19 protein-coding genes are annotated in these 12,538 nt (G+C 62.5%); 13 read left to right on the forward strand and 6 right to left on the reverse strand.

What is annotated here, in order from left to right; genetic code table 11:
* Positions 1 to 23 precede the first annotated feature (23 nt).
* On the reverse strand, positions 24 to 611 hold the full coding sequence (locus VIQ49_RS25840; protein ID WP_331889486.1) for a nuclear transport factor 2 family protein: 588 nt from the start codon (positions 609 to 611) through the stop codon (positions 24 to 26).
* A gap of 80 nt (positions 612 to 691) precedes the next feature.
* Here VIQ49_RS25840 and VIQ49_RS25845 point away from each other — a divergent pair, with 80 nt between their 5' ends.
* The 4 genes from VIQ49_RS25845 (at position 692) to VIQ49_RS25860 (ending at position 3,247) form a co-directional block, all read left to right on the forward strand.
* The gene (locus tag VIQ49_RS25845; RefSeq protein ID WP_331889488.1) at positions 692 to 1,324 is read left to right on the forward strand and encodes a TetR/AcrR family transcriptional regulator; all 633 of its coding nucleotides are present in this window, start codon (positions 692 to 694) and stop codon (positions 1,322 to 1,324) included.
* A 145-nt stretch (positions 1,325 to 1,469) separates the two neighbouring features.
* A complete protein-coding gene (locus VIQ49_RS25850) occupies positions 1,470 to 1,733 on the forward strand; it encodes an SDR family NAD(P)-dependent oxidoreductase (RefSeq protein WP_331889490.1) in 264 nt (87 codons plus the stop codon).
* A 31-nt stretch (positions 1,734 to 1,764) separates the two neighbouring features.
* Positions 1,765 to 1,860, forward strand: coding sequence for an SDR family oxidoreductase (locus tag VIQ49_RS25855; protein WP_331889579.1), 96 nt, complete (start codon positions 1,765 to 1,767; stop codon positions 1,858 to 1,860).
* Positions 1,861 to 1,954: 94 nt separating this feature from the next.
* Positions 1,955 to 3,247 (forward strand): amidohydrolase family protein, encoded by a 1,293-nt coding sequence (locus VIQ49_RS25860; RefSeq protein WP_331889581.1) that lies wholly within the window; start codon positions 1,955 to 1,957, stop codon positions 3,245 to 3,247.
* A 3-nt stretch (positions 3,248 to 3,250) separates the two neighbouring features.
* Here VIQ49_RS25860 and VIQ49_RS25865 read toward each other — a convergent pair whose 3' ends face one another.
* Both VIQ49_RS25865 and VIQ49_RS25870 read right to left on the reverse strand, forming a co-directional pair.
* Positions 3,251 to 3,784, reverse strand: a complete 534-nt coding sequence (locus VIQ49_RS25865) for a PaaI family thioesterase (RefSeq protein WP_331889492.1) — start codon at positions 3,782 to 3,784, stop codon at positions 3,251 to 3,253.
* A 137-nt stretch (positions 3,785 to 3,921) separates the two neighbouring features.
* A complete protein-coding gene (locus VIQ49_RS25870; RefSeq protein WP_331889494.1) occupies positions 3,922 to 4,839 on the reverse strand; it encodes a TIGR03564 family F420-dependent LLM class oxidoreductase in 918 nt (305 codons plus the stop codon).
* An 87-nt stretch (positions 4,840 to 4,926) separates the two neighbouring features.
* On the opposite strand from VIQ49_RS25870, the gene VIQ49_RS25875 reads away from it, so the two are divergent.
* The 3 genes from VIQ49_RS25875 to VIQ49_RS25885 all read left to right on the forward strand — a co-directional run bounded on the left by VIQ49_RS25875 (position 4,927) and on the right by VIQ49_RS25885 (position 6,765).
* On the forward strand, positions 4,927 to 5,760 hold the full coding sequence (locus VIQ49_RS25875; protein ID WP_331889496.1) for a TauD/TfdA family dioxygenase: 834 nt from the start codon (positions 4,927 to 4,929) through the stop codon (positions 5,758 to 5,760).
* Positions 5,761 to 5,807: 47 nt separating this feature from the next.
* The gene (locus tag VIQ49_RS25880; RefSeq protein ID WP_331889498.1) at positions 5,808 to 6,416 is read left to right on the forward strand and encodes a vitamin K epoxide reductase family protein; all 609 of its coding nucleotides are present in this window, start codon (positions 5,808 to 5,810) and stop codon (positions 6,414 to 6,416) included.
* A 157-nt stretch (positions 6,417 to 6,573) separates the two neighbouring features.
* Positions 6,574 to 6,765 carry a DivIVA domain-containing protein gene (locus VIQ49_RS25885; protein ID WP_331889500.1) on the forward strand — a complete coding sequence of 64 codons (192 nt, stop codon included), beginning with the start codon at positions 6,574 to 6,576 and terminating at the stop codon, positions 6,763 to 6,765.
* A 109-nt stretch (positions 6,766 to 6,874) separates the two neighbouring features.
* Here VIQ49_RS25885 and VIQ49_RS25890 read toward each other — a convergent pair whose 3' ends face one another.
* A complete protein-coding gene (locus VIQ49_RS25890; RefSeq protein WP_331889502.1) occupies positions 6,875 to 7,411 on the reverse strand; it encodes a hypothetical protein in 537 nt (178 codons plus the stop codon).
* A 28-nt stretch (positions 7,412 to 7,439) separates the two neighbouring features.
* Entirely contained in the window at positions 7,440 to 7,802 is a 363-nt protein-coding gene (locus VIQ49_RS25895; protein ID WP_331889503.1) for a hypothetical protein, read from the reverse strand.
* A gap of 68 nt (positions 7,803 to 7,870) precedes the next feature.
* Here VIQ49_RS25895 and VIQ49_RS25900 point away from each other — a divergent pair, with 68 nt between their 5' ends.
* The 4 genes from VIQ49_RS25900 (at position 7,871) to VIQ49_RS25915 (ending at position 9,973) form a co-directional block, all read left to right on the forward strand.
* Entirely contained in the window at positions 7,871 to 8,011 is a 141-nt protein-coding gene (locus VIQ49_RS25900) for a hypothetical protein (protein ID WP_331889505.1), read from the forward strand.
* 308 nt (positions 8,012 to 8,319) lie between these two features.
* A complete protein-coding gene (locus tag VIQ49_RS25905) occupies positions 8,320 to 9,033 on the forward strand; it encodes an ANTAR domain-containing protein (RefSeq protein WP_331889507.1) in 714 nt (237 codons plus the stop codon).
* Between the two features lie 184 nt (positions 9,034 to 9,217).
* Positions 9,218 to 9,673 (forward strand): DUF6325 family protein, encoded by a 456-nt coding sequence (locus VIQ49_RS25910; protein ID WP_331889509.1) that lies wholly within the window; start codon positions 9,218 to 9,220, stop codon positions 9,671 to 9,673.
* A gap of 9 nt (positions 9,674 to 9,682) precedes the next feature.
* Entirely contained in the window at positions 9,683 to 9,973 is a 291-nt protein-coding gene (locus VIQ49_RS25915) for an SHOCT domain-containing protein (RefSeq protein WP_331889511.1), read from the forward strand.
* Positions 9,974 to 9,998: 25 nt separating this feature from the next.
* On the opposite strand, the gene VIQ49_RS25920 is transcribed toward VIQ49_RS25915, so the two are convergent.
* Positions 9,999 to 10,601 carry a hypothetical protein gene (locus tag VIQ49_RS25920; RefSeq protein WP_331889513.1) on the reverse strand — a complete coding sequence of 201 codons (603 nt, stop codon included), beginning with the start codon at positions 10,599 to 10,601 and terminating at the stop codon, positions 9,999 to 10,001.
* A gap of 55 nt (positions 10,602 to 10,656) precedes the next feature.
* Between VIQ49_RS25920 and VIQ49_RS25925 the strand changes: the two genes are divergently transcribed.
* Together VIQ49_RS25925 and ppk2 are read left to right on the forward strand one after the other, a co-directional pair.
* Entirely contained in the window at positions 10,657 to 11,517 is an 861-nt protein-coding gene (locus tag VIQ49_RS25925; RefSeq protein ID WP_331889515.1) for an LLM class F420-dependent oxidoreductase, read from the forward strand.
* Positions 11,518 to 11,686: 169 nt separating this feature from the next.
* Complete coding sequence (ppk2, locus tag VIQ49_RS25930) at positions 11,687 to 12,535, forward strand: polyphosphate kinase 2 (RefSeq protein ID WP_331889517.1); 849 nt, start codon at positions 11,687 to 11,689, stop codon at positions 12,533 to 12,535.
* Positions 12,536 to 12,538 lie beyond the last annotated feature (3 nt).

Consider the following 12,538-nt stretch of genomic DNA (forward strand, 5'->3'; position numbering starts at 1 on the left):
CGCCGCGGGCAACGGTACTCCGATCACCACCGCGCGGGTGCCGGAATGTCCAATTTGAGGGGCCGTTCGTACGACAGGTCGCTCCGATCTCGCGTGCCCACGAGATACCCCTTCTCGGTGAAGAACGACGACTTGAGTACGCGCGCATCGCCCAGGAACATCGCTTCCACGGTCGACCGTCGAATAGCGATACGCCACTGCCCATCTCGACGCTCCAACCGATCGAGGTAACGACCACTGATGAACTGCGCCGTGGTGCCGTCATTGCCGATCAGGACCACGAGCACGTAACTCTCGGTATGTGCGGTGTCGCCATCGATGTCGCACGAGTGCGTGGTGATGTTGTGGGTGTGCACTTTCGACGTCGCGGCATGCACCTCGTTGGCCCACTCACCGTATTCGGGGCCCTGATTGGACGCGTACCCGTGCTCGTCGACGGCGTCATCGTGATAGGCAGCGGTGATCAGGTCGACGTCATGGCGATCGCATCCGCGCGCGTGCCGGGCCACGCAGTCCAGGATCTCAATCCGGTCCTTCAGGTAGCGAACATCTGCCTGCAATTGCTCCAGAGTCGAATCGAGCGTCAAGTGTTCCTCCGTTTCGCGGTACATCCAGTCCTGATACCACTATACAATCGTACAGCACGCCGAGGATGCGAAAATAGCAGGACTTTCGAGAAGAGGTTGTGAAGATGCCACCATCGACCCGGCGCGTAGGCGCAGAAACGTCGAAGACCAGGGACGTCATCCTCGACACCGTCGAGAAGATCATGGTCACCGACGGATATCCGAACGTCACGTACCGCGTGGTCGCCGCGAAAGCGGGCGTGACATCCAGCCTCGTCCAGTACTACTTCCCCACCCTGGACAGCATTTTTCTCGCCGCCATCCGACGGCGCACAGAACAGAACGAGAAACGCCTCGCGGAGGCATTGCAGGCACGCCCCGACGAACCGCTACACGTCATGTGGGAGTTCAGCTGGGCCGAGGCCAAGGGCGCCATGGTCACCGAGTTCATGGCGCTGGGTAACCACCGGCCCGCCATCGGAGCCGAGATCGCTCAGGTCACCGCACGGATCCGGCAGATCCAGCTCGACGTCCTGGCCGAGCGGTCGTCAATCACAGGCACTACCGAGTTCCCTCTGGATGCCGGCGGATTGGTGACCCTCATCTCCGGCATCCCGAAGATGCTCAACCTGGAGAAGGGAGCCGGAATCACCGACGCCCACAAAGAGGTTGTCGCCTCCTTCGAGACGTTCATCAATTCGATTGAACCATCGCCATCCACCGGCCGGCGAAAGGGCGCGGCACGCGGTCGAAGTTGACCGGCCGCGCCCGCCACACCATCAGGTGGTTCGATGAATCCAGGTACCGCACAGACCGATACGGCCGGACGCGTGGCGGTGGTCACCGGCGGAGGATCAGGATTGGGGAATCGATCTGCCACCATCTGGCCGCCAGGGTCACCAGGTGGCCGTCCTCGATCGCGACACCGTCGCCGCGCACCCGGTCGCCACCGACGTGCGGGCGGAGGGTGCCAAGGCGCTGGCTGTGGCCGTGGATGTCTCGGACCAAGCATCCGTCAACGCCGCATTCGACACGGCCCGAAAGGAACTCGGATCTGTTGGGATCTTGGTGACCACCGAGGGAGTCTCCGGATTCACCCCGCTCGATGACACCACACCCGATGAATGGAACCACTACATCGCGGTGAACCTGACATCTCTCGGGTGATCCCATCGGGCGGGTCGGAAACAGTGACGACATCGGCGCAACGTGCGCGTTTCTGTGCTCCGATGCAGCTGCCTATATGACCGGTCAGGTGATAGCTGTCAACGGCGGGGCCTTGAGGTCGGGATAGCAGATTCGCCCACAAAAGACCCCCAACCGCAATACGCTTGTACAGTATTGAGCCGGCCCCGGCGGCCGGCCACACCCAGCGGAAGGGCAAGGGCGTGAACAAAGACGACATGATCCTGATCAGCATCGACGACCACATCATCGAGCCACCCGACATGTTCGACAACCATCTGCCGGCGAAATACAAAGCCGATGCACCGCGACTTGTCCACAATCCCGACGGCAGTGATACGTGGCAATTCCGCGAGACCGTTGTTCCCAACGTCGCATTGAACGCGGTCGCCGGACGTCCGAAGGAAGAGTACGGCCTCGAACCGCAGGGCCTCGATGAGATTCGTCCCGGCTGTTACGACGCGGCCGAGCGGGTCAAGGACATGAACGCCGGAGGTGTGCTTGCGACGATGAACTTTCCGTCGTTCCCCGGGTTCGCCGCCCGCCTGTTCGCCACCGACGACGCCGACTTCTCCCTGGCTTTGGTCCAGGCATACAACGATTGGCACATCGAGGAATGGTGCGGCGCACATCCGGGGAGGTTCATTCCGATGGCGTTGCCGGCGATCTGGGATGCAGAACTGTGCGCCCAGGAGGTTCGGCGGGTGTCGAAGAAGGGCGTGCACTCGCTCACCTTCACCGAGAACCCGTCGGCGTTGGGCTATCCGAGCTTTCACAGCGACCACTGGAATCCGCTCTGGAAAGCGCTGGTCGAGACCAACACGGTGATGAACGTCCACATCGGCTCGTCCGGGCGGCTGTCGATTCCCTCTCCGGACAGTCCGATGGATGTGCTGATCACGCTGCAGCCGATGAACATCGTGCAAGCCGCCGCAGACCTGCTGTGGTCGAAGCCGATCAAGGAGTTTCCCGATCTGAAGATCGCGTTGTCCGAAGGTGGCACCGGTTGGATCCCCTACTTCCTGGAACGGATCGATCGCACCTACGACATGCACTCGACGTGGACCAACCAGGACTTCAAGGGCAAACTCCCCTCCGAAGTCTTTCGCGAGCACTTCCTGACCTGCTTCATCTCCGACCCGGTCGGAGTCCAGCTGCGCAACGAGATCGGTATCGACAACATCTGCTGGGAGATGGACTACCCGCACAGCGACTCGATGTGGCCGAACGCTCCGGAGGAACTAGAGGGCGTGTTCGGCAAATACAACGTCACCGACACCGAGATCAACAAGATGACCCACGAAAACGCGATGCGGTGGTACTCGTTTGATCCGTTCAACCATGTACCCCGGGAGGAGGCCACCGTCGGGGCTCTACGCAAAGCCGCCGAAGGACACGACGTCAGCACCCATGCGTGGAGTACCCGCGAGAAGTCCGGCACCAGCTTTGCCGATTTTGCCGCAAAGGCGAAAGAGATTTCAGGCGCCAAGGATTGACCGTCACGGCTGCGGAGGGAGCGCGAGGCGCACTTCCGCCGACACCGTGGTGACTCCGTCCACCTCGATCGCACCGCTCGCCTGACGCCCTGCCGGATCGGTCAGCGATCCCGAGATGTGCAGTTCGGTGAACAGTGGTGTCGGCCGGTGGTAACGCACCGACAGCTCCTGTACGGCCGTCGGTTTGCCGTCCACCGCGCCGGCGATTGAAAGAACATGACTGAGTGTCAGCGCCGACATACCGCCGTGCACCAACCCCTTGGGGCCTTGATGCACAAGCCCGAGAACTCCTGTCGCCGAGGCGGTTCCGTTGTCGACCTCGAGGTCCAGCGGCGGTGCGATCGCATTTCCTCTGCCCGACACCGGGTCTTGTTCACCTGCTGTGACACCGGATGTGACGATCAGCGCCGTGATCCGATCGAGTTGTTCGGCCACCGAGACCAGGGCGGGGTCATCGGTGTCGACGCGCAGCAGCAGATCAGCGAGCCGGCGCAGTCCATCGGCCGCTGATTCGAGGTCGTGATCGCCACTATGCATCTGTCATCCGATTTCTCGAGGAGATGAACAGCGATCATCGCGACCGCATGGATCCGTCCGGCGATCTCGGAGGGATCCACCTGATGACCACCTCTGACCAGCGCAGCTGTGGCCCGTCGCACCGACTCCACCGAACGCTACCCGGCTGCCAGGTCACGGAGCAGGTCGCGGCTACGGCGCATCGACCCACGGGGATCGGAACCCACCGGAGTGATCGCCGCCCAGACATCGGTGGCACCGGCGTCGATGAGGTTCTGCAGCTGGGCGCGCACCGACTCCTCATTGCCGACGATGGCGATGTCAGCCGCGTCCGTCGCACCACCGGCACTGATGACGCGCTGATAGTTGGGCATCCCGGCATACATACCCGACGTTGCGGCAACCGCGGCCCGCGCTTGCGCGACATCATCATGAACTGCCACCGGCAATCCGGCCACGATCCGAGGCGCCGGCCTACCGGCACCCGATGCCGCAGCCCCGATCGCGGGCGCGATCTGGGATTCGATGACCTTCGCCGAAGCCATCCAGAGAACGGTTCCATCAGCGAATTGTCCTGCCACACGCAGCATCCGGGGAGACATCGCAGAAAGGAGCACCGGCACGTGATGTTTGACCGTTGTCATCCGGCCCGCACTCTTTGCAGACCAGTCATGTCCCCGGAAATCCACATCCTTGCCGCGAAGCAACGAGGTGATGATCTCGATGTATTCCTCGGTGTTCCGTCCGGGACGCTCATACGACAATCCGTACACGTCCTCGATGAGAGGGCCATGGGAAGGCCCCAACCCGAGAGTGAAACCGGGACGGCCCATCGCTTCGGCGACCGCGGCCGCCCGGTTGGCCTGCAGGATCGGATGAACCGGATAGGTTTGCAGGACAGCAGTGCCCAACTCGATGCGCGTGGTGGCACGACCGGCAACCGCCAGCGCCGCGAGCGGATCGCCCCCGACCGTACTGGCGTACCAGAGAGACGAGAAGCCGTCAGCCTCTGCGCGCTCGGCCTGCGCCACGATCTTGTCGGTGGACGAGGCGCCGCCCGTCAATCCAATTCGCATCGCTTCGACCTGTCCTTCGTATGTATGGTTACCTCAGGAGACTATACGACTGTATTGCATCTCTTACCTGAACCGTGAGGAGCCACCATGTTCGAGACCGCCACCCCGATCACACCTTCGATCGGCATCGAGGTCAGCGGGGTATCCGGCGAACAATTGGCCAATCCCGACGCGGCACAGTGGTGCCGATCGGCGCTCGATCGCCACGGCGTGGTGCTTTTCCGGGAGTGCCATATCGACGACGGCGATCTGGTGACACTGAGCCGCTTGCTCGGTGATGTTGTCGTACCCCCGATGGGCGGCGACAAAGTCCATCCAGAGGTGTCGGCGATCAGCCTCGACCCGGCGGAAACCGTACTGGCCTCGTACAACACCGGCACGTTCCATTGGCACATAGACGGCGCAACCGACGCGATCCCCCAACTGGGCACGCTGCTGACGGCACTCGAGGTCTCCACCGAGGGTGGCGACACCGAATTCGCCAACACCTACGCCGCCTATGACGCTCTGCCCGACGAGGAGAAGGCGGAGCTCGTAGGCCTGCAAGTGGTCCATAGCTTCGCCACGGCCCAATCCTTGGCTCATCCGAATGCCACCGACAAGCAGAAGGCGGCGTGGGCCAAGGTCCCCACCCGGGTCCACCCTCTGGTGTGGACCCGTCGCACCGGGCGCAAGTCCCTCCTGATCGGCGCCACGGCCGGAGAAATTGTCGGCATGGAGCCACAGGAGGGTCGGGCTTTGATCGCTCGCCTTCTCGAATGGTCCACCCAACCGCGCTTTGCACTGCGTCATCACTGGCACCGCGGCGACCTGGTGCTGTGGGACAACACCGGCATGCTTCATCGCGCGATTCCTTACACCGCCACCTCACGCCGGCTCATGCATCGGACCACCCTCACCGGCGAGGAAGCCGTCGCCTGACTCCTCCCGGGTAGATTCGGGGACATGTGCGGCAAAGCGATGTGGCAGTGACCGACGTTTCGACCGGGGACGCTCCATCGGAGCTGTTTCCCCGACTACTCCCCTGGATCCTCGGCATCTGCGGTGTCGTCGGACTGGTCGCCTCATTCACGCTGACGGTTGAGAAGTTCGAGCTGGCTTCCAACCCCGATTACGTACCCAGCTGCAGTATCAGCCCGGTCCTGAACTGTGGATCGATCATGGACACCGATCAGGCGGCCGTCTTCGGATTCCCGAACTCACTGCTGGGCATCACCGGCTTCGCCGCGCTGCTGACCATCGCAGTCATGATGGGACGCAAGACTTCTGCGCTGATCATGCTCGGCATGCAGGTCGGACTCACCGCGGGTGTCGCCTTCATCGGGTGGCTGATCTTCCAGAGCCTTTACCGCATCGACGCCCTGTGCCCCTATTGCATGGTCGTCTGGGTCGTCACCATCGTCGCCTTCTGGTACGTGACGCTGCGCAATGCCGATGACTACATCACCGGCGGCACGCCCCGAAAGATCCTCAACGGGGTGCTCGGCATCCACTCCCTCATCCCGGTCGTGGTGATGCTCGCGATCGTCGGCCTGATCCTCGAGCACTTCTGGTGGTATTGGTCGACGCTCGTCTGACATTGCGCACCCGCCTGCCCGCGGCTCGGGGCCCCGACCGCACACTGAGACCGCCCGGACCTGCACTTCAAGCTGGTCGATGACATTTGATCCATAGTGGTAAAGCCGTTATGCTCGATACTGATCTGGGTCGGGCAAGCCTTAGGAGGCCGGCATCATGCACACCACAGATAGTTCTTCCCATCACCTGATCACCGCGTCTGAGGTACGCAAGGCCGCATTCGGCAAACCACCGCTCGGCAGACGCGGCTACAACGAAGACGACGTGGACAACTTTCTCGACCAGGTCGAGGAAACCCTCCGCGAGTTGCACAATCGCCTCTCACGGTACGAACACCCCAACCCCTGACCGTCTCCTCATCAGCCTGCAATCCGCCGGTCGAAAGTGAAGTCGGAGTGCATGATTCGGCGGTCTGACGACCACGCACCGCGCGATCCAGAGTCGACATCGAGCGGGCTCAGTGAGCGAACGCCACCTTCAATCCGACGATCACCAAAGCGATTCCACCGAAGATGATCGCCGTCCAGTGCGTCCTCGACGTCACCCGCTCGTGACGGATGCGCTCGATCACGTAGCTGATCGACGCGATGCGAAGAACCATGAACAGCTCGGCGACCAACTGTGCGGTTCTGGGTTCGAACAGGCCGACCCAGGCGAGCGCCAAGATCAGGCTCGGGACCACCGCAGCGGACAGGATGGGGAGACTGTCCCGCAACTCACTGAGCCGGATCTCCCGGTCGGCCACGGTGTCGTCGCGCACAGCCCGTCCGACGAGTTCAGCAAAATAGTGTGCGATGAAGGTTGTCACCGCCGCACCCCAGATGACCGCGATACCGAACCGATCATGCGAATGCGTCACCGGGATCAAGGCAGCGAGAACCAGGATATTGCCGTAGATCAGAGCGCTGATCCGGCTCGACATGTCCTCCGGCGACAGCTTGTCGCCGCCCACGAAGGGCACACGATTGATCAGTCGCAGAAATCTTTGCTCCATAGCGACAAAGCATGGCATACAGCAGGGGTCACCATCTGGGTACAGACACAGCCCTCACGGCCGCGGCGCCCTGGATATCGCCGTGTCCGGACTGCGACGCGCTGGTCGATCCGCGGTGGTATCGGCAGTTCCGGGGAATCGAGAATGCCTGTCGCGGCGGGGTTTTGTGGGCCCTCCGCTGCGCATCCAGGATCGCCCGCGCATGTTCAGTCGGCGTGACACCACGGGCCCGCGCCAGACGCATCAAGGTCAACCGTGCCTCATCGATATCCGAGTCCCTGACCTGGGCGATGATTCCGACCGCCGTCGCGACCAGAGTCGTTCCTTCCAGCACGTCGTCCACGGTGTCATCGATACGCCCGGACAGTCCTTCACTCGATCCTGCCGGCAACGCCAACGACCTGAGATCGGCGAAGACGTGACCGGCCTACACGCGCGCGATCGGCGACGATTTGCAAGATGGTCGGAATATCGTTGTCAGACCAGTTGCTCCGGACGGTCGTCCCGGCCTCGGCTGCCCATGCCACCGCCGCCTGGTACTGCGTTCCGGTCAGCGCCCCTGGCGTCGCGCGGCACAACTGCGCCACCGGTGAAGACTGAACGGCCCAAGCGCTTTCCGCTCCGCGAAGAAGTCTCGCGGGACTGCCTGTGCCCGTCATCCCGCTCGTCGTTCACCGCGACTCCGTCAGCATCACTCACAACGGTAGTTGACCGAGCCGACCCGTTCCAGCGCGGAACGAGCCGTTGAGCACCGTAGCCGGGTTCTCGGCCTCACTGTTCACGCACCGCGACCCGTTCCGAGCCAGTAGGGTTGGTCCCGGATCCGGAATGTCTGTCTGGCAGGCCTCCGGTGCGGTAGCTTGCTGTCGGCGGTTGCTATTCGGACGTCGAACGCCGGGGAGGCAGCGATGTCAACAACAGACAAGGCAAGCAGCGACGCCCGTATCCACGTGGTCCTTGCCGAATTGGCACGCAATCTGCATTCGAAGGCCCACCTCGGGCCGAACGCTGTCCTGGCAGACATCACGGCGTCGGCGTTGGAAGTGATCGACGGAGTCCACTCAGCGGGTATCACTCTGACCAAGGGACGAAAAGTGATCCAGACCTTGGCACCAACGGACGACATCGCGAGACGATTCGATGAGTTGCAACACCAGACGACCCAAGGTCCTGGTCTGGACGCGGCATGGCAGCACCGCACAGTGCGCGTTCCCGATCTGCTGACCGACGACCGGTGGCCGCTGTTCACCGCCGCCCTTCGCGAGCAATCACCGGTGCGGTCATCCGTGTCTTACGCGTTGTTCCCGAATTCTGGCGGTACGGGCGCACTCAATGTGTGCTCGACCCAACCGTTTTCCATCACCGATGACGCGGTGGAAGCCGGATACGCATTGGCCGCGCACGCCGCGCTCATCCTCGAGGTCGCGCGCAAAGAGGAGCAGTTTCAGAGCGCCCTGGCATCGCGTGATGTCATCGGCCAGGCCAAAGGCATGCTCATGGAACGATTCAATGTCGATGCCGAGCAGGCCTTCATCTTGTTGACGAAGTTGTCCCACGAATCGAATGTCACTGTTGTCGAGATCTGTAGACAACTGACCAGTGCGAAACCCGAAACCGACTGATACTTTCGGACGTATCCGCGTGGTGGACTGCTGGACTCACTCTGGCCAGAGTGGCCGAGCCGATGTGGACGTCCATCCGGATTTCATCCGTAACAGGTGAGGACTTCCCGTCACACGCGACGCACACTCGAACCAGTACCACTCCGCTGTGAGCACCATTCAAACTCCGAACGAAAGACCCAACATGACCGAACTCGACTTTGATGACCTCGGCCCAGTTGACTATTTGGTCATCGAGTTCCCGGCCGACCGAATTCCCGACGGCTCAGCGCTCCCGCTGCTCGTCGACCTCGTGGAGCGCGACGTGATCCGGGTCCTGGATCTGACGTTCGTGCGGAAAGAACTCGACGGATCTGTCAGTGGTGTCGCCATCGAGGACTTCGGGCTGACCGGCGACTTCGACGTCACCCTCTTCGCCGAGGCGACCTCGGGGCTCATTGACCGCACCGACCTCGACGAGGCGGCGTCTGTCCTCGAACCCGGCTGTTCCGGCGCCGTCCTGATCTACGAAAACCATTGGGCCGCACCCTTTGCCTCCAAGCTCAGGCACAACGGAGCGCAGCTGGTCGCCACCGGCCGCATCCCCACCCAAGCCATTCTGGCTTCCCTCGACGCACTCGATGCCGAATTGAAAGGCTAGGAATCCCCCATGCCAGGACTACTTCGCGGGGTCGCCCGCACCGCCGTCATCGCCGGAACCGCCACTTCGGTGTCCAATCGGGTATCGCGACGACAAGGTCAGCGTTGGTCGCAACAGGCGCAGGAGCAGGCTCCTCAACAACAGGCTCCGCAGCAGGCCCAATACGCGCCGCCACCGGCTCCCGCCGCACCTCCGGTCGATCGGATCGGAGCGCTCAAACAACTCGGCGAACTCAAGGCCCAGGGAATCCTCACCGACGCAGAGTTCGAAGCCGAAAAGGCAAAGATTCTGGCGAGCTGATCGTCAGGCGCCACCCGGCCGGCGTTCATCGTCGGCCGGGTGCGCCTTCACCGCGCCACACGAAATGCATGTACTCCGTCAACACGGCGAAGTCCGCGGCGTCGAGCGCCGTGCCCGCGCCGGCTCTCCTCCGCAGCAACTTGTTGTAGTCCTCGACGGCCGCGGCCTGTTGTTCAGGATTCCAACTCGGCCAGGGCCGTTGGGCTTTGTGCGCTGATCGCCAGTTGTAGGCGCCACTGCGGTCCCCGCCACGCGCGGCTGCCCGAACCTGGGCCAGCAGACTTCGCGGGATGTAGGCCAAACCGCCGTGCTGGTACTGCCAGACATGTGCCATCTCATGGATGAGAGTGTGTTTGCCGCGTTCGGTCAGTTCCATTCCGTCACCGCGGAAGTGGCCCCATCCCGCCTTGAGGTGAATCGTGGTGCCCAGGGTGACCGCTGAACCGATCGTGAACACGCTGCCGCGGGTGATGTGTACGCCGGCGTAATCGACACTGTCGACGAAAACATCACGCGCGTAGTCGATCTCATCAGCGGTCAGGGCCCGCTTGCCGGTTCGCGCAGACAGAGAACGGCCGCGCCAGATCTGTGATACACGCCTGCCCAGACGGCGTGAGCGGGTACACATGTGCTACTCCTACATGGTCGGCGTGACTGGCGTCGTGGGACGAAGAGAGGTGGTCATGCAGCTCGCAGGTGTAGGCATTTGGAGTTCTCAACTACGTTACGGCGATCCCGCCGTGTCCGTCGAGGCGGCGGCCGAACTCGAAGAGCTGGGATTCACAGCACTCTGGATTCCCGATGTCGGCGGTCCGGTGTTCGACGCATTGAGCAGTCTCCTCCAGGCCACCGAACAGACCGTGATCGCCACCGGCATCCTCAACCTCTGGATGCATGAACCGGCCGATGTCGCCGCGAACTACAACAAGTTGGTCGCCGAGCACGGCGATCGCATCCTGCTCGGCATCGGTGTCAGCCATGCGCCGCTGATCGATGCGGGTGAACCCGGGCGGTACAGCAAGCCCCTCGCCTCGACACGGGCATATCTCGAAGCCATCGACGCCGCAGACCAACCGGTGCCCGTCGAACGACGAGTACTCGCCGCGTTGGGACCGAAGATGCTGCAACTGTCCGCCACGCGGGCCAACGGGTCACACCCCTACCTGGTCACACCGGAGTTCACCGCGCAGGCGAGAACTGCGCTCGGCGATGGTCCGCTCCTGCTCCCCGAGCAGACCGCCATCCTGACCACCGATCGCGACGAGGCCCGGGCCATCGGAACCGATTGGCTGCGCAGCTACCTCGGACTACCGAACTACGCAAACAACATCTTGCGATCAGGATTCACGCAAGAAGACATCGACACGGTCAGCGACAAGCTCTTCGACTCGATCATCGCCTGGGGTGACGAAGACGCGATCCTTCGCAGAGTCGGGGAACATCAGGCCGCCGGCGCCGACCATGTGTGCATCCAAGTACTTGGCGCCGACCCCAACGAACATCCTCGCCGGCAGTGGCGTCGCCTGGCCGCAGCCTTGAAATAGCACCACAGGGTGTAGCTCTCCACAGGACTTCGACATCGGCGGCGCCGGTGTCGAAGTCCCCCAGAATCTCGACTTCTCACGCGAATACCCCGGATCTCGGCAACAATCATCTTGCCGGGCAACAGAGCCGGCCCCCAGTACAGCCGGCACTGGCACGAGGGAGGACGTGGTGGGAAAGAAGTCGAAGCACAAGCACTCTCACCCCGAGATCACGCGCCCTGACGACCAGCAGTCCGCACCGGCGGACAAGATGAAGTACAAAGAATACCGTCGGCTGATCGAGCCACTGCACGCCGAACTCGTTGCGCTGCAAGAGTGGGTGAAAGCATCCGGCGCGAAGATCTGCATCGTGTTCGAAGGCCGCGACACCGCAGGCAAGGGCGGCGTCATCAAGGCGATCACCGAACGCGTCAGCCCTCGGGTGTTCCGGGTCGTCGCCCTGCCCGCCCCGAACGAGCGTGAGAAATCGCAGATGTACGTGCAGCGGTATCTGACTCACCTCCCGGCAGCCGGGGAGGTCGTCATCTTCGACCGCAGTTGGTACAACCGTGCCGGGGTAGAACGCGTGATGGGGTTCTGCACCGTCGAAGAGTCGCAGCGCTTCCTCGAACTCACGCCGGCCGTCGAGCGCGCGATCGTCGATTCGGGGTGTCTGCTCCTCAAGTACTGGCTCGAAGTGAGCGAAGAACAGCAGACACTGCGTCTGCAGAGCCGGATCGAAGACCCGAGGAAGATCTGGAAGCTCTCAGAACTGGATCTTAAATCGTACAGCCGTTGGTACGACTATTCACGCGCCCGCGATGAGATGTTCCATCTCACCGACACTGGTTGGGCGCCCTGGTATGTCGTGACCACCGACGACAAGAAGCGTGGGCGTCTCAACATCATCACGCACCTGCTCAGCCAAGTCCCGTACGAACCTCTCCATCGGCCCGACGTGACGCTGCCCGAGCGGCAGCCGCCCGGTGACTACAAGCCGTCAACCCAACCACTGCATTGGATTCCGACACCGTACTGAGGT

The sequence above is a fragment of the Williamsia sp. genome (assembly GCF_036566845.1).
Lineage (GTDB): Bacteria > Actinomycetota > Actinomycetes > Mycobacteriales > Mycobacteriaceae > Williamsia.